We start from the raw sequence: 16,262 nt of genomic DNA, 5'->3' as shown, positions 1-16,262 counted from the left end.
TGTCCGCGGCGATGCAATCCTGCAACACCGGCGACGCGCCGAATACACTTGTCGCCGAACGAACCAGGTTTGCCCTGAAGCGAACTTCGGGCGTTTGTCCATTGCACTTCTGTCAGGCAATCTGGATAGCGCGTCGCAAATCGGATGAATTTGTCGAACCCCGACGCGGAACACTGCAACTACCGGGTACGACATTTCCGGGGAAACTAACCTCCCATGCAGCAGCCATTGAGATTTTCCACCGACGTGTTGCCGGAGCGCGACCGTCTCGCGATCTGGCGCGAGGTGTTCGGCCGCTATGTCGTGATGGCGCAGGTTGAGCCGGCCGGAGACGGCGGTTTTTCGCAAACCGCCACGTTGCGGGAGCTGCCGGGTTTGTCGCTAGGCTCGTTCTCAAGCACAGGCTATCAAGTGACCCGAACCAAGAACCTGGTCGTTGACGGCAATGACAACCTTGTCCTCATTATCAATAGCGCCGGCCGTTCGCAGTTTCACCAGCTCGGCCGCGAAGCCGTGCTGGCTTCTCACGAAGGCGTATTGATGTCGAACGCCGAGCAAGGCAGCGGCATCCATCCGGGTGCCTCGCGGCACCTGACGATCAGCGCACCACGCCGCACCCTCGTGTCGATGGTCCGCGATCCCGAAGCCATCGCATGCCGGCCATTGCCGCGATCGGAGGTGTTGCGCCTGCTCATCTCCTATATACAATCCACCGACAGTCTGAGCCTCGACTCTCCCGGCCTCGGCCAGGCCTTCGCCACTCACCTGCAGGACCTGATGGTGCTGGCGATTGGCGCCACAAGCGACGGCGAGGAAGTCGCGCGCGGTCGTGGTCTGCGCGCCGCGCGGCTGGTCGCCATCAAGCTCGACATCGGACGATCTCTCGGCCGCAACGACCTGTCGATCGGCGCGCTCGCGCTACGCCACGGCGTCACGACGCGTTACGTCCAGAAACTGTTCGAGAGCGACGGCGCGACATTCACCGAATATGTCATCGAACGGCGGCTGCTCGAGGCGAGGCGGATGCTTACCGATCCGCGATTTGCCGGTCACAGCATCGGCGATATTGCACTCAAGGCCGGCTTTGGCGATCTGCCCTATTTCACCCGCTCATTTCGTCGCCGCTTCGGCATGACGCCATCGGACGCCAGGGAGCAAGCCCGCCGCGAGCCGGAGTGAATTTGTGGGCCGAGGCCGGCCAACGCGTCGCCGCGCAGGCTTGATTGGGTAAGACCCTCTCCGCCGTCATTGCGAGGAGCCAACGGGTCGCGCGAACGCGCGCCCGATGACAGGCTCCGCGACGAAGCAATCCACAGTTACTATGCCGCGCTATGGATTGCTTCGCGGAGCCTGTCATCGGGCGGCGCTTTGCGCCGACCCGTTGGCTCGCAATGACGATGGAGGGATCACGAATAATCCGGCGCGTCGGGTTTGCGGAAAATATGGATGGGATCGCCGGGCTGCAGGTCGCGGCCGGTGAAGGCCGCATAGGCGTAGAGCGCGAGATACGCTATCGCGAGCACGCCGATACAATAGAAAACCCAGGTCGCAATACGCTTCATCGGTTGAGGTTTTAGTCCCCGACGGCGCAAAACGCTACTCGCCGAGACGATATTCCCGCGCCGACCCGGCGGTACGGCTTGCCATTTACGACCCTCCTCTCCTGAGTTAGGCTTTCACGATCGCGGTGCGCTACCGTACGCTATCCGCACGCCTGGAGAGCTGGCATGCAGCCGAACAGCGACATCTCCTTCGAGACCGCGCTCGCCGGGCGCGTCGAGGATATGCTCGACGCCTGCACGCGATGCGGCAAGTGCGTCGAGGCCTGTCCGAGTGTAAAACCCGCAGGGATCGCGGATGCGAGGTCTGAGGACATCATCAGCGGCGTGCTCGACATCGTGCGCAGCGGCGACGGACCTGAGGCGTCGCGCACATGGGCAGCCTCCTGCATGCTCAGCGGCGACTGCATCAAGGCCTGCGATGAGGGCGTCAATCCGCGGTTTCTGCTGGCGATGGCGCGGCTTGCCATCGCCAAGGCGGACCATGAACTGCCCGAACGGCGCCGCCAGGGCGTGGAAAAATACCGCGATCTCGGCCGCGACGTGACGGTGCTGTCGCAGCTGCAGCTCGATGGCGAGGTGCTGGAGCGGCTCGGCCAGAAATCGGCGTCGGTGGCGACGCCAGCGGAAGCGCCCGACTTCGTATTCTACACCGGCTGCAACGTGCTCAAGACGCCGCATATCGCGCTGCTGGCGCTGGATATCATGGATGCCCTCGGCGTCACTTATCAAGTCATGGGCGGACCGAGCCATTGTTGCGGGATCCTGCAAATGCGCGCCGGCGATATCGAGATGTCCGCTCGGATGGGGGCGAACTCGATCGAGAAACTGGCGCAATCGAAATCCGGCCAGGTGATCTCCTGGTGCCCGAGCTGCTATGTCCAGTTCACCGAAACCACATTGCCGACGTTGGAGCGGCAGCGCGGCGCGCGGCCTTTCGAAATGACGCCGTTCATTCGCTTCCTCGGCGGCCGGCTGGCCGAGCTGACGCCGCATTTGCGGCGAGAGGTCAGAATGCGCGTCGCGCTGCACCGGCATCCCGGCGTCGCCGGCGTGATGGAGGCCGCAACTGATATTTTGCAGGCCATCCCCGGCGTCGAACTGGTCGATTTGAACCAGCCGGCGGTAGGCCTTCAGAGCGTCAGTCTCGCCGTGTTGCCGGCGTTCAAGCGCGAATTGCAGCTTGGCGAACTAGAGGCCGCGCGCGATGCCGGCATCGACGCGCTGGTCACCGTCTATCATTCCGAGCATCGCGAGCTCTGCGCGCATGAGCGCGACTGGCCGTTCCGTATCGTCAATATTCTCGAAATCGTCGGCGAGAGCATGGGCCTCAATCGCGAGGATCGCTACAAACAGCTCAAGATCATGCAGGACGCCGACCAGATCATCTCCGAATGCAGGGACCTGATCGCAGCGCACGCGCTCGATGCAGGAAAGGCGCGCGATGTCGTCGTCAAGGCGATGCTCGGCGACCAGCCGCTACCCCTGAATGGCGGCCGGTAATCTTAGCAGCGCAGACCCGGCGTCCTCGTGGTGGTCGAGCGCGACATACTGCCCCTGCCAATAGACCAGCGCCGCGCTATGCGGCGAGCGCCGCACATCGAGCACGCGTCCGATCACAATGGCGTGGGAATGGCGTTCAACGATGTCCTCGACCTCACAGTCGATCGCGGCCAGCGCACCCGCCAGCAGCGGCACGCCCGACGTGCGGGTGAACCATTCGGCGCCGGCAAAGCGCTCGGCGCCCTTCAGCCCATCCTTGCCGGCAAATCTCTCGGCGATGTCGACTTGGTCGGCGTTGAGAATATTCACACCGAAGCAGCCGTGGCGCTTGAGCAGCGGCCAGGACGATGATTCCCGGTTGATGCTGACGATCAAGGTCGGCGGATCGACCGACAGCGATGCCACCGAGGTGACGGTCATGCCGGTGATGTCGTTACCGCGTCCGACCGTGATGACGCTGACGCCGCCGGCCAGATGGCGCATGGACTTGCGAAAATCGTCCGCGGAAAGCTCGTAATCGATCTTGATGGTGCGGACGGCGGAGTTCATGGCGGCCTCACAAGTCTGACGGTTCGCTGTTGGATTGCAATAGCTCGCGCAGGATCGAACCTTCCAGGGCCGCGAGATCGGCGGAGCCGCGGCGGCGTGGCCGCGGCACATCCACCTTGATATCGTGGGCGATGCGGCCGTCTTCAAGGACCAGCACCCGGTCGGCCAGCGCGACCGCTTCCGACACGTCATGCGTCACCAGGATCGCCGTAAATGCCTGGTCGCGCCAAACCCGCTCCAGCAAGCGCTGCATGGAAATCCGCGTCAGGGCATCGAGCGCGCCGAGCGGCTCGTCGAAGGCCAGAATCCGGGGATCGCTGACCAGCGCCCGCGCCAGCGCCACCCGTTGCTTCTGCCCGCCGGAAAGCACCGCCGGCCACTGGCCCCGTTTGTCGCCGAGGCCGACTTCGGTCAGCGCCTTTTCGGCCCGCGCTTGCGCATCCGAAGAGGCGCGGTCGCGGCCGAGACCGACCTCGACGTTCGACAGAACCCGCGCCCATGGCAACAGCCGCGGCTCCTGAAACATCACGCGGATGTCCTCGGGCCGCGTTTCTTCCCCAAAGCTGATGGCGCCGGCGTCGATGGTTTCGAGGCCGGCGATCAGGCGCAACAGCGTGCTCTTGCCGCAGCCGCTGCGGCCGACGATCGCGACGAACTGGCCCGCGGGAATATGCAGATCGATGCCGCGCAGCACTTGGTGGTCGCCGAAGGATTTGTGCAGGCCGCGAATGGTGAGCGCGAGCCCACGCGACAAAACTTCGGAGCTGCGCCGCAAACGTCGCGCCTGTTCGATGAAATCTGCGGGCTCCACGGGCTCGGCATCGGGCAAACGAAAACGAATGGCTTCTTGCATGTTTATTCCTAGAGTTTCTGGAACGCCGGATGCCAGGCCAGCGACAGCCGTTCGAGCACGCGCGAGGCGCTGTCGGCGAGCTTTCCGAGCAAGGCATAGATCAGGATGCTGAGCACCACGACATCGATCTGCATGAACTCGCGCGCCTGCATCGCCATGTAGCCGAGCCCCGACGAGGCGGCGATGGTTTCCGCAACGATCAGCGTCAGCCACATGATGCCGAGCGCAAAGCGCAGGCCGACGAAGATCGACGGCAGCGCGCCCGGAAAGATTACCCGCCGGAACAACTCGCTATCGGTCATGCCGTAGATCCGTCCCATCTCGATCAGCTGCGGATCGACGTTGCGGATGCCGTGCAGGGTGTTGAGATAGATCGGAAAGAACACCCCGAGCGATACCAGAAACAGTTTTGCGGTCTCATCGATGCCGAACCACAGGATCACCAGCGGGATCAGCGCCAGATGCGGAATGTTGCGCACCATCTGCAGCGTGGTATCGGTCAATCTATTGCTGAGCTGCGACAGGCCATTGGCGAGCCCAAAGGCAAAGCCGATGCCGCCGCCGATCACAAGGCCTGCGGCGGCGCGCCAAAAACTGACCCAGATGTTGCGCGCCAGTTCGCCTGACAGCGATAGCTTCCAGGCAGCCAATGCGACGTCGCTCGGCGCCGGCAGCACCCGCGCCGATACCAGTCCGGCCTCGCAGGCGATCTGCCAGATGAGGACAATGGCCAGCGGCACGATCCAGGGGATCAGGCCGTCGGCACGCGGCAGCCGGAGCCTGCGGACGCGCGGCAGAATTTCAACAACACTCATGACTGCGATGCCTTCACGAGCGGCCGATGCTCGTTGGCGATGGTTTCGCCGAACGGCCCGGTATTGACGCGAAGCGGCGTCACGTTGCTGGGCAGCTCGAGCGACAACAGCGGAAATACCAGTTCCGCAAAACGATAGGCCTCTTCGAGATGCGGATAGCCCGACATAATAAACGTGTCGATGCCGACGTCCTGGTATTCCCTGATCCGCGCGGCGACGGTTGCGGGATCGCCGACCAGGGCGGTTCCAGCACCGCCGCGCACCAGGCCGACGCCGGCCCAGAGGTTCGGGCTGATCTCGAGCTTGTCGCGGCGTCCGCCATGCAGTTGCGCCATGCGCTGCTGGCCGATCGAGTCCATCCGCGAGAAGATCTTTTGCGCCGAGGCCACGGTTTCGTCCGTGACATATTGGATCAATTCGTCCGCGGCCTTCCAGGCTTCCGTGTTGGTTTCGCGCACGATCACATGCAGGCGAATGCCGAACGAGAGTTTCCGCCCGCGTTTCGCGGCAACCGCCTTGACGCGCTCGATTTTTTCGGCGACCTGCGCCGGCGGCTCGCCCCATGTCAGATATTTGTCGACGGTATCGACGGCGACATCGATGCCGGCGTCCGACGATCCGCCGAAATAGAGCGGCGGCCGCGGCGACTGCACCGGCGGAAACAGCAGGCGTCCGTCTTCGATGCGGATGTGCTTGCCTTCCACGTTCACCGTTTTGCCCGCCAGCAGAACGCTATAGACATTGAGGAACTCGCGGGTCACCGCATAGCGCTCGTCATGATCGAGAAAGATGCCGTCGCCCTTGTTCTCGACGGGATCGCCGCCGGTGACGACGTTGATCAACAGCCGTCCGTTCGACACCCGGTCGAGCGTTGCGGTCATGCGGGCGGCGACGCTTGGCGATTGCAGGCCGGGGCGCACAGCGACGAGATACCGCAGCCGCTCGGTGAAGGGCGCTACCGCTGAAGCGACCACCCAGGAATCCTCGCAGCTGCGCCCGGTCGGCAGCAGCACGCCGAAATAGCCGAGCTGATCGGCGGCCTGGGCGATCTGGCGCAGATAGTTGAAGTTGACCTCACGCCCGCCCGTCGTGGTGCCGAGATAGCGGCCGTCGCCGTGGGTCGGCAGGAACCAGAGGATGTTGGCTTTGGAAGATGCGTGATTGCTCATGCGCCGGTTTTCCTTGTCGTGCTCGTGTTCGGATGCGCTCAGGAACCCGGCGTCCATTTCCAGACGATTTCCGAAACCTTCACCGGCTTGGGAATGAGGCCAAGGCGCGCAAAACGGTCAGCGACCGCCTGCTGGCTCTTGATGACGTCGTCGTCGATGGGAACGACGCGGTAGTTCGAGCGATCGACAAAACGCCTGATGGCTTCGATGTCGACGCCCGTCGCCTCGGCTTGCGCTCTCGCGACTTCCTCGTGATGCTGGTCGGCCCACATCCCTTCCGACGCGAAAACCTGGTTGAGCCGGGCTACCAGGTCGGGGTATTTCGCAACGAAGTCCGAACTCGCGATATAGAAGGCGTTGGGCTTGTGGATGTCCTTGTCAAAGGCGATGACGCGGGCATTCTCCTTGAGCTCGGCTAATGCCAGATAAGGATCCCAAATCGACCAGGCATCGACGGAGCCTTTAACGAACGCCGCCGTCGCATCGGCCGGCGCGAGCGGAGCCGGCGTGATGTCGCTCCAGGCTAGTCCGGCCTTCTCGAGTGCTGCGACCAGCAGATTATGCGCGCTCGAACCCTTGCCGAACGCGATACGTTTTCCCTTCAAATCGGCGAGCGTCTTGATCGGCGAATCCTTCGGGACGACGATCGCTTGCGTATTCCCCTCCTGCTTGACGGCTGCGACATAGCGAATCCTGGCGCCTGCCGCCTGCGCGAAGATCGGCGGGGAATCGCCGACATACCCGAAGTCGACGCTACCGACGTTGATCGCTTCCAACAGCGGCGGACCGAACTGGAAATCGATCCATTTGATGTCGATGCCGAGCGGCTTGAAGGCGTCCTCCAATGTATGACGCTGCCGCACTGCCGGAAAGAAACCGCCTTTTTGGGTGCCGATGCGGATTTCCTTCAACCCTGTTTCGCCCATGGCGCGGGACGACAACGCCGCGGCGGCCGTGGCTCCAAGAGAGAAGTTTAGGAATTCCCGACGCTTCATCACGTTTCTCCTGAACGAGAATGCTCGCAGTTCACGCGCGATCATTCGATGTCAGGATGTTGGTGCGGCGCCAAAGCACTGTCGAGTGCTCTGCAAAAATAGCAATGACGACACTGCGGAGCCCGGCGACGACAATGGGTTTATTGCCAAATCATGATCGCCCGCGGTGCTTTTTTCTTGACGCTCGGATCGGGCAAACTTGTTAATCTTAAATTGTGCAGAGAGACCCGATCTGCATAATGGTCTGACCGGAGCCCAACATGCCCGCACCAAAACCGCCTGCTTTCGAAACCCTCAGTCTGCACGCCGGCCAGCACCCGGATCCCTTAACCGGCGCGCGTGCGGTTCCGATCTATCAGACGACGTCCTACGTCTTTCAGGATTCCGAGCACGCGGCTGCGCTGTTCAATCTCGAACGCGCCGGCCACATCTATACCCGGATTTCGAACCCGACCACGGCGGTGCTGGAAGAGCGGCTTGCGGCGCTGGAAGGCGGCGTCGGCGCGATCTGCACCGCAAGCGGCATGGCCGCAATGCATCTGGCAATCGCAACCTTGCTCAATGCCGGCGACCACATCGTCGCCTCCTCCTCGCTCTATGGCGGCTCGATCAATCTGCTGACACACACGCTGCCGCGTTTCGGCATCACGACGACGTTTGTAAAACCGCGCGCGCTGGACGCGTTTCGCGCGGCGATAAAGCCGAACACGCGCCTCGTCATCGGCGAGACCATCGGCAATCCCGGCCTCGAGGTGCTGGATATCCCTGAAGTCTCGCAGATCGCGCATGACGCGAAGATCCCGCTTCTGATCGACAACACCTTTGCGACGCCCTATCTCAGCCGGCCGATCGAGCTTGGCGCCGACATCGTGATGAATTCCGCGACCAAATGGATCGGCGGCCACGGCATCGCCATCGGCGGAGTGATCGTCGACGGCGGCCGCTTCGACTGGCGGGCTTCAGAAAAATTTCCGGCGCTGACTGAACCCTATGCCGGCTACCACGGCATTGTCTTCGACGAACAATTCGGCCAGGCCGCCTTCATCATGCGGGCACGCACCGAAGGTTTGCGCGATTTTGGCGCCTGCCTGTCGCCGACCAATGCCTTCCAACTGCTGCAGGGGGTCGAGACGCTCGGCGTTCGCATGGATCGCCATATGGCGAATACCCATGCGGTGCTCGAGTTTCTCAGCTCGAGCAAGGCAGTGGATTGGGTGCTGCATCCCTCACTCGAGAGTCATACAGATTACCAACTCGCAAAAAGATTGCTGCCGCGCGGCGCGGGCTCGATCATCAGTTTCGGCATCAAGGGCGGCCGGCCGGCGGGCAAGAAATTCATCGAGGCGTTGCGGATGATCAGCCATCTCGCCAATGTCGGGGACGCCAAGACACTCGTTATTCATCCCGCCAGCACCACCCATCAGCAGATGGATGCCGCCCAGCTCAAGGCCGCGGAGATCGGCGAGGAGCTGGTGCGGTTGTCGATCGGCATCGAGGCCGCCGCCGACATCATCGACGACCTCGGCCAGGCGCTACGGTTTTCGCAGAAGGTTTGAGCCATGCAGCTTAAGGTAAGAGGCATCGATACCTTCGTCGCCACCGGCGGCCGCGAGTTCGACAGATCGCAGCCCTCCGTCGTGCTGCTGCACGGCGCCGGTTTTGATCACACCACCTGGGCGCTGCACAGCCGTTGGTTCGCCCATCACGGTTTTAACGTGCTGGCGCCGGATTTGCCCGGACATGGCCGCTCATCCGGCGCACCGCTCCCAACGATTGCCGACATGGCCGACTGGACCGCCGCGCTGCTCGATACGGCCGGCGCGGGAAAGGCAAAACTGGTCGGCCATTCCATGGGATCCCTGATCGCGCTGGAAACCGCGGCGCGGCATCCGGCAAAAGTCTCGGCGCTCAGCCTCATCGGCACGGCCGCCACCATGACGGTCGGACCCGATCTGCTCAAGGCCGCGGAGGCCAACGATCAAACGGCGATCGACATGGTCTCGATCTGGGGCCTCGGCTTTCAGGCCGAGCTCGGCGGCAGCCTCGCGCCCGGTTTGTGGATGCACGCCGGCGCCCAGCGCGTGCTGGAAAAATGCCGCCCCGGCGTTCTCTTCAACGATCTCTCCGCCTGCAACGCCTATCAGGGCGCGCTTGCCGCCGCCGCGCAAATCAGCGTTCCCGTCACTTTGATTCTGGGCGAGCGCGACATGATGACACCGGCCAAGGCCGGCAAGACGCTCGCCGCCGCGCTGCCGAACTCACGCACCGTCGTGCTGCCGGGAGCCGGCCACATGATGATGGTCGAACGGCCCGACGAATTGCTGGCGGCGCTGCAGGGCTGAGTGCGCCCAGTGCGCAGGTCACCTCGCCCCGCCTGCGGGGAGAGGTATAGGCCGCCTCCGGCGGCCGTCCTTAGAAGAAGAACGCCGAAGCGATGCTTCGGCTATGTCGCTCTTGCGATCCGGGTGAGGGGCAGTCTCCGCAAACGTTACGCTTCAGCATTCGCGGCGACAGCCCCTCACCCCAACCCTCTCCCCGCGAAGAGCGGGGAGAGGGAGAAGTGGGATCGCCGCTGCGCGTCAGCACAAGCTCGCCACGCGCTACTCCTTGTGAAACACCAGCGTGCGCAGCTCGATGCTCTCGCGCGGCAGAGCATCCGCGGGCGTGGTCGGATCGGCGAAGGCAGTGTGCGGCGCGAAGCGGGCCCGCCCGTCGGTTTTGGAGTCAAAACATTTCAGCAGCAGGATTTCGTCGGCCGTCATCCGCGGCACATAAAACCATTGATGATCGGGATTGAATTTTACGGAATAGGTCTCGCCGACGCGATCGGGATAGACCAGATCAGAGGCGACCAGTTCGCCAGATTTTACCGTGCGGGCATCGCATACCGCCAAGGGCGAATCGAGCAGCGGTCCTCGAATGGGTCGCCAGAGGTTGATGATCTGCAGCCTGCCCTTCAAGAGCTCCTCCGCCTCATCAGGGAGAAGATCGCGGACGCGCTGCGGGCCTGATTTCTCGGTGTGATCGACGTGCACGCGCGCGACAGGCTGGCGCGGGCCGCCGCCGCGATCGGCCGCGCCTTCAACGCGCTTGCGTACGGTGTGGTCGAACACGAACACCCGGTCCGCGCCGGTCGCGGCCTTTATCAGCCGCTCGGCTTCCGGGTAGTAGACGTTCTTGACTTGGTCTTGGTCGTAAAAGTCCTTCACCGCGCTCTTCTGGCGAACAAGGGCAAATCCCTCTCGATCGAGCGAAACGGTTTCGCTGATCGGCCTGACGTCATGAATCGGCACGCGATGTGGTTCCGGCACGATGTTCGACCTGGGCTCACCGGACGGCGGCTCAAAGGTAAACGTTCGCGGCCGGTCCCGAGATGGCGTCAGATAATTGAGGTCGGCGGTGACGGACGATAACGCCGCGATCTTCTCGTTTTGCAGTCCCATGTTGTTCTCCTTGTTGTTGACTATTGTCGGGATCTAAAACGCTTCCTTGAACGGCCGCAGATCCAGTTCGTGGGTCCAGGCCGAGGGATGCTGCGTATGCAGATGCCAATAGGCGTCGGCAATGGCGTCGATATTCAACAGCCCATCGGCGCCGCGCATTTCCTTGAACTGCGGCACGGCTGAGTTGAGCTTTTCTCCGTCGATGCCGCCGTCAATGACGACATGGGCGACATGAATGCCCAGCGGTCCGAACTCGCGCGCCATCGATTGCGCCAATGAGCGAAGCGCAGCCTTGGCGGAAGCAAACGCCGTGAACGGCGGCTTGCCGCGCAGGCTCGCGGTAGCGCCCGTGAAGATGATGCTGCCTTGGCCTGACGGCGCCAGCCGCCGCGCTGCTTCGCGTCCGACCAGAAACCCGCCGAAGGTTGCGACACGCCAGGTCTGCTCGAACAGCTCGGCCGGCATGGTACGAAAATCATGGCGAACGTTGTTGCCGGCGTTGAACACCACGAGGTCGACGGCGTTACCGGAGGCCTGCGCGAAATCAAACAACGCCACGACATCGGACTCGAGCGTGGCGTCGGCCGTAAAGGCCTCGGCTTTGCCGCCCTCCTCACCGATGGCGCGAACGACCTGAGCGATCTTCGCTTCGGTACGTCCGGAAACGATCACGCGATGACCTTCGCTGGCAAAACGCCGGGCGAGCGCGGCACCTAGTCCCTGTTCGGAACCAACTCCCACAACGATCGCTGTGCGTTCAAGCGTGGCCATGCAGGCATCCTCGATCCAGGACGAAGCGCAAAGCTCCATCTGGATCGATCAGCCGTCTTCGCCAATGGCCCTAAGGAAAATAAGATTGCTGTGGCGCAATCCGCCTGCGTTGTGAAAGAATCTTCCAAGAACCTGATTGAAAATGCACCCGGCATTTTCAATCTCCTGCCAACGTGACTCGCTTTCTCGTCATGGCCGGGCATAGCCGTCCGAAGGACGGCGTCGCTTCCGCTCGCCTATGCCCGGCCATCCACGTCTTTCTTGCTCAGTGAACCAAAGACGTGGATGCCCGGCATCGCAGACAAGTTTACGCAGTCTGCGCAAGGCAGACTGCTATGGCCGGGCATGACGGGGGCTTGGTTGTCGTGTGCGTAAAAGGTCAGCCGGTCGCCGCGACGGGTTTCGGCGGCGCGACGTTGATTGCGAGTTTGCCATAACGATCCGTAAAGGCCTGCGTGTCGATCTCCTCGAGCTGGATCGCCCCGCTCATCACGCCGGCCTTCCAGGCCTCGTGCTCGGGATCTTCACGGAATTCCGGCAGCACTTCCTTGGCGAACAGTTCCAAGGACTCGCAGATGTGCTCGTGGCTGTTCTTGCCGGCCTGGTTGAGCAGGATCACCTGGTCGATATGGGACGTGCGAAACCGCCGCAGTTTTTTAGCGATGGTTTCAGGCGACCCGATCAGGCCGCCGCGCAGCGCCGCCTCCTGCGCTTCCGGATTTTCCCGTTTCCACTTGTTGTATTCGTCCCACATGTTGACGGTGCCCGGCGCGGGCCGCTGACGGTTTTGCGAGGCGCCGTAGAAGCGCAGCGCGAACTGGAAGAAGGTCGCACCGTCGGCGCGCGCGCGGGCCTCCTCGTCGGTCTTCGCGCACATGAAGAACGACACCAGCGCCATGTTCGGATTGATCTCGTAGTCGGCGAGTTTCTTCAGCCGCTTTGTGATCGCATTGTAATAGGCGTGCACCCAGGCATGCGCGGCATCCGCGCTGACGAATTGGAAGCCGAGCGCCCCAAAGCCGTTCTGGCCGGCGCGCTCGATGGTCGGCAACTGCGAGCACGCCATCCACAAGGGCGGATGCGGTTTTTGGACGGGCTTGGGCACGACGTTACGGAGCGGAATATCAAAATATTTGCCATGGTGTTCGCTGCCGCCGTCCTTGAACATCGGAAAGATGGCGCGCACGGCTTCCTCGAACACTTCCTTCTTGGTTTCCATGTCGCGGCCGAACGGCGTCAGTTCGGTGATGGAAGCGCTCTCGCCCATGCCGAACTCGACGCGGCCACGGCTCAAGAGATCAAGCACTGCCACCCGCTCGGCGACGCGGGCGGGGTGATTGGTGGTGAGCTGGAAAATGCCATGACCAAGCCGGATATTCTTGGTGCGCTGGCTCGCGGCGGCAAGAAAGGATTCCGGCGAGGGCGAATGCGAATATTCCTCGAGGAAATGATGTTCCACCACCCAGGCATAATCGTAGCCCAGCCGGTCGGCGGTCTCGAGCTGCGTCAGCGCGTCCTGATAGAGCCTGAGCTCATCGCCTGATTGCCACGGGCGTGGCAATTGCAGCTCATAGAAGATGCCGAATTTCATGACGTTTCTCCCCGCGACATTTTATTATTTCCCGCAAGTGTAGTCCGCTGAGGGGGCAAGTCCAGCCTCGAGCAATTCCGCGCGACGGAAGGCTGGCTTGCGCTGGACGCACGAATGGTTAGTTTTGCGGGCTATGAGTCGCTAGCTCAGTTGCGCGACCCCGCCACCGAGACCTCATGCCAACCTTTACGCCGCACCAGGATTCCGCGCTGAAGGCCGTTGCCGACTGGCTGAAGGCAAAGCCCGGCAAGAACGGCACGCCGCCGATATTTCGCCTGTTCGGCTATGCCGGAACCGGCAAGACCACACTCGCCCGCCACATCGCCGACGGCGTCGATGGCGAGGTGAAGTTTGCGGCGTTTACCGGCAAAGCGGCCTTGGTGATGCGCAACAAGGGCTGCGACAACGCTTCCACGATCCACTCGCTGATTTATCGCGCGCGGGAATCCGGCGTGGAGCAACCAAGTTTTGAGCTCTGGGACGACGCGCCGGCGTCGAAAGCAAAACTGATCGTGATCGACGAATGCTCGATGGTGGATGCCGAACTCGGCCGCGACCTGATGTCGTTCGAATGTCCGCTGCTGGTGCTCGGCGATCCCGCGCAATTGCCGCCGATCCAGGGCGGCGGCTTCTTCACCGACTGCGAGCCCGACGCGATGTTGACCGAGGTCCACCGCCAGGCACAGAACGATCCGATCGTGCGGATGTCGATGGACGTGCGCGAGGGCCGCGAGCTCGACATCGGCCGCTACGGCGAAAGCGAGGTGGTGTCGCGCGGCGAACTCGATCCCGACCGCGTGATGGGCGCCGACCAGGTTTTGGTCGGGCGCAACAACACACGGCGCGCCTACAACATGCGGGTGCGGCAAAAGCAGCACATCGAAGACCCCTTGCCGGTCGCCGGCGACAAGCTGGTTTGCCTGCGCAACAACCGCAAAAAAGGCCTGTTCAACGGCGGGCTGTGGCGAGTGAAGTCGCGCGCGCAGTCGAAATCGAAGATCATCACCATGCGATTGTCGCCCGATGAGGATTTTGGATCGAAGGTGACAAAAGTCTCGGTCCGCGGCGACTGCTTTGGCGGCGCCATCGAGACCATACCGTGGGAGCAGCGCAAGCCCTATGACGAGTTCGATTACGGCTATGTGCTGACCGTGCACAAATCGCAGGGCTCGCAATGGGACGACGTGGTGTTGTTCGACGAGAGTTTTGCGTTCCAGGACAGCCGCGCGCGATGGCTCTACACGGGGATCACGCGCGCCGCGAAACGGCTGAGCGTGGTGGTGTGAGTCATCCAGGGCGACGAACCCTCCCCGTCATTGCGAGCCAACGGGTCGCGCGAACGCGCGCCCGATGACAGGCTCCGCGAAGCAATCCATCGCCCGGCAAAGCAAGTGTGGATTGCTTCGTCGCTTGCGCTCCTCGCAATGACGACGGTGAGGCCTATTTCGCCGCCACGAAATAAAAATCCTCCCGCCCCGGCGGCGAGCCGTAGATGAACGGCTGCTGCTCGTGCTTGGTCGAATTCCAGACGTCGTCGCGGACGATATCGAACAGTTTTCGCACCTCGACATGCGGCTCCCTGACGTCGCGCGCCACCGCGATCGCGAACGGTGAGTCGACGCCCTCGCCGTCCTGCGCGGTCTCGCCGTGCTTGGCGGCGTACACCACCATAAAACCGGCGCTGGGTTCGATATCCGACAGGCCCTTGTCGACGAGTCGTAAGGCGATAGTCCGCTGCATGGCGGGCGCGAACGGGTTGTCGCGGCAGGCATCGAGCATCACGAGGTGGAGCTTGCGCGCGGCGCCGACCGCGGCGATCACCTGCTCCAGCGCCACCGCCTCGGTCTCGGCGTCCTTGTCCGCGGCGAACAGAAACGCCTGCCCCCTGACGCCATTGGCGATGGCGAGGTCCTTGCCCGTCACCTGACCGGCCGCGACCACCTTTTCGCAGGCATCGACGCGCGCCTTGGCCTCGGTTTGGCGGTCGCGGCAGAGGTCCATGTCATCGGCGAGCGCAGGGCCCGCGATGACCAGCAGGACGGCCGAAAGGGACAAGGCGCGCAACATCTGCAGAACACTCCGGCTGATGAAGGCTTTGTCGGCCGATCGAAGCCGCGGTTCATCCAAGCCTCGGCGGCGATATTATTCACGAACTCGTGTGCATCCGGAGGTAACAATGTCCGCCCCGCCGCGTATCTTGGCACATCGGGCCGAGCCACGGTGATTGCGAACCGCCGCCCCCGCTCTAAACTGCTGTCAAATCCGCTTCACCCCAAGAGGAACCCGCCATGTCTCGCAGCCAATTCAGCCGCCTTTCGCTTTGCGCCGCCGCCATTGGCGCGCTGGCGATCACCGCCTTCGCCGTGGCGCCGCTGCGCGCGGCGGAAGACGCCGTGGTCATCCCCGCTCCCACCCAGGACGTCAAGGCCACGGATGGCCTTCAGACCGCCGTCATCGCGGGCGGCTGCTTCTGGGGCGTGCAGGGCGTGTTCCAGCACACCGCCGGTGTCGTCAACGCCGTCTCCGGTTATTCCGGCGGCAGCAAGATGACGGCCGACTACCACATGGTCTCAACCGGTACGACCGGCCATGCCGAGTCGGTCGAGATCAAGTTCGACCCGAAGAAGATCAGCTACGGCAAGATCCTGCAGATCTTCTTCTCGGTCGCGCACGATCCGACCCAGCTGAACCGGCAGGGACCGGACAGCGGCACGCAATATCGCTCGGCGATCTTCACCACCTCCGACGAGCAGACGAAGGTGGCGGACGCCTACATCGCCCAGCTCAACGCCGCAAAAGTCTACCAGAAGCCGATCGTGACCAAGGTCGGGCCGCTCGAGGGATTTTTTCCGGCCGAGGCTTACCATCAGGACTACCTGACGCTGCACCCGACCCAGCCCTATATTGCCTATAACGACATTCCGAAGGTCGAGAACCTGAAGAAGATCTTTGCAGACAAGTACATCGAGAAGCCGACGCTGGTGAGCGAAGCCAAGGTCACCAACTAAGCGGTT

At 62.7% G+C, this 16,262-nt stretch carries 15 protein-coding genes and 1 pseudogene; 6 read left to right on the top strand and 10 right to left on the bottom strand.

Translation table 11 applies throughout. The annotated features are described in order from the left end of the window. Positions 1-216 precede the first annotated feature (216 nt). Positions 217-1,179, top strand: coding sequence for an AraC family transcriptional regulator (locus B5526_RS26680; protein ID WP_079542799.1), 963 nt, complete (start codon positions 217-219; stop codon positions 1,177-1,179). A 227-nt stretch (positions 1,180-1,406) separates the two neighbouring features. Here B5526_RS26680 and B5526_RS38515 read toward each other — a convergent pair whose 3' ends face one another. Next, positions 1,407-1,562 (bottom strand): hypothetical protein, encoded by a 156-nt coding sequence (locus B5526_RS38515; protein ID WP_172842113.1) that lies wholly within the window; start codon positions 1,560-1,562, stop codon positions 1,407-1,409. Between the two features lie 165 nt (positions 1,563-1,727). On the opposite strand from B5526_RS38515, the gene B5526_RS26675 reads away from it, so the two are divergent. After that, the gene (locus tag B5526_RS26675; RefSeq protein ID WP_079542798.1) at positions 1,728-3,062 is read left to right on the top strand and encodes a (Fe-S)-binding protein; all 1,335 of its coding nucleotides are present in this window, start codon (positions 1,728-1,730) and stop codon (positions 3,060-3,062) included. Here B5526_RS26675 and B5526_RS26670 read toward each other — a convergent pair. Genes B5526_RS26670 through B5526_RS26650 form a run of 5 tightly spaced genes read right to left on the bottom strand, consistent with a single transcriptional unit; the run spans position 3,039 to position 7,443 of the window. Further along, entirely contained in the window at positions 3,039-3,611 is a 573-nt protein-coding gene (locus B5526_RS26670; RefSeq protein ID WP_079542797.1) for a flavin reductase family protein, read from the bottom strand. The two genes, B5526_RS26675 and B5526_RS26670, sit on opposite strands and share 24 nt — an antisense overlap. 7 nt (positions 3,612-3,618) lie before the next feature. Next, complete coding sequence (locus B5526_RS26665; protein WP_079542796.1) at positions 3,619-4,464, bottom strand: ATP-binding cassette domain-containing protein; 846 nt, start codon at positions 4,462-4,464, stop codon at positions 3,619-3,621. 8 nt (positions 4,465-4,472) lie between these two features. After that, positions 4,473-5,279, bottom strand: a complete 807-nt coding sequence (gene ssuC, locus B5526_RS26660) for an aliphatic sulfonate ABC transporter permease SsuC (protein ID WP_079542795.1) — start codon at positions 5,277-5,279, stop codon at positions 4,473-4,475. Next, positions 5,276-6,448, bottom strand: coding sequence for an FMNH2-dependent alkanesulfonate monooxygenase (gene ssuD, locus B5526_RS26655; protein WP_079545419.1), 1,173 nt, complete (start codon positions 6,446-6,448; stop codon positions 5,276-5,278). Before ssuD ends, ssuC begins: the two co-directional genes overlap by 4 nt. 38 nt (positions 6,449-6,486) lie before the next feature. Then, on the bottom strand, positions 6,487-7,443 hold the full coding sequence (locus B5526_RS26650) for an aliphatic sulfonate ABC transporter substrate-binding protein (protein WP_079545417.1): 957 nt from the start codon (positions 7,441-7,443) through the stop codon (positions 6,487-6,489). 260 nt (positions 7,444-7,703) lie between these two features. Here B5526_RS26650 and B5526_RS26645 point away from each other — a divergent pair, with 260 nt between their 5' ends. Next, positions 7,704-8,999 carry an O-acetylhomoserine aminocarboxypropyltransferase gene (locus B5526_RS26645; RefSeq protein ID WP_079542794.1) on the top strand — a complete coding sequence of 432 codons (1,296 nt, stop codon included), beginning with the start codon at positions 7,704-7,706 and terminating at the stop codon, positions 8,997-8,999. 3 nt (positions 9,000-9,002) lie between these two features. Continuing rightward, positions 9,003-9,785, top strand: coding sequence for an alpha/beta fold hydrolase (locus B5526_RS26640; RefSeq protein WP_079542793.1), 783 nt, complete (start codon positions 9,003-9,005; stop codon positions 9,783-9,785). Positions 9,786-10,043: 258 nt separating this feature from the next. Here the strand turns inward: B5526_RS26640 and B5526_RS26635 are convergent, their stop codons facing one another. The 3 genes from B5526_RS26635 to B5526_RS26625 all read right to left on the bottom strand — a co-directional run bounded on the left by B5526_RS26635 (position 10,044) and on the right by B5526_RS26625 (position 13,248). After that, positions 10,044-10,886: a CmcJ/NvfI family oxidoreductase gene (locus B5526_RS26635; RefSeq protein ID WP_079542792.1), complete on the bottom strand. Its 843-nt coding sequence runs from the start codon at positions 10,884-10,886 to the stop codon at positions 10,044-10,046. A gap of 33 nt (positions 10,887-10,919) precedes the next feature. Beyond that, complete coding sequence (locus B5526_RS26630) at positions 10,920-11,657, bottom strand: SDR family NAD(P)-dependent oxidoreductase (protein WP_079545414.1); 738 nt, start codon at positions 11,655-11,657, stop codon at positions 10,920-10,922. Between the two features lie 379 nt (positions 11,658-12,036). Beyond that, entirely contained in the window at positions 12,037-13,248 is a 1,212-nt protein-coding gene (locus tag B5526_RS26625; RefSeq protein WP_079542791.1) for an LLM class flavin-dependent oxidoreductase, read from the bottom strand. A 176-nt stretch (positions 13,249-13,424) separates the two neighbouring features. On the opposite strand from B5526_RS26625, the gene B5526_RS26620 reads away from it, so the two are divergent. Further along, positions 13,425-14,534, top strand: a complete 1,110-nt coding sequence (locus tag B5526_RS26620) for an ATP-dependent DNA helicase (RefSeq protein WP_079542790.1) — start codon at positions 13,425-13,427, stop codon at positions 14,532-14,534. Between the two features lie 154 nt (positions 14,535-14,688). Here B5526_RS26620 and B5526_RS26615 read toward each other — a convergent pair. After that, positions 14,689-15,117, bottom strand: a pseudogene (locus B5526_RS26615) (caspase family protein); the annotation flags it as partial. A gap of 419 nt (positions 15,118-15,536) precedes the next feature. Here B5526_RS26615 and msrA point away from each other — a divergent pair. After that, the gene (gene msrA, locus B5526_RS26610) at positions 15,537-16,256 is read left to right on the top strand and encodes a peptide-methionine (S)-S-oxide reductase MsrA (protein WP_079542789.1); all 720 of its coding nucleotides are present in this window, start codon (positions 15,537-15,539) and stop codon (positions 16,254-16,256) included. Positions 16,257-16,262 lie beyond the last annotated feature (6 nt).

It is taken from the genome of Bradyrhizobium lablabi, assembly GCF_900141755.1.
In the GTDB taxonomy this organism is placed as follows: Bacteria; Pseudomonadota; Alphaproteobacteria; order Rhizobiales; family Xanthobacteraceae; genus Bradyrhizobium; species Bradyrhizobium lablabi_A.
The sequence above is the reverse complement of the archived record's forward strand: the minus strand, read 5'-3'. Positions and strand labels throughout refer to the sequence as shown.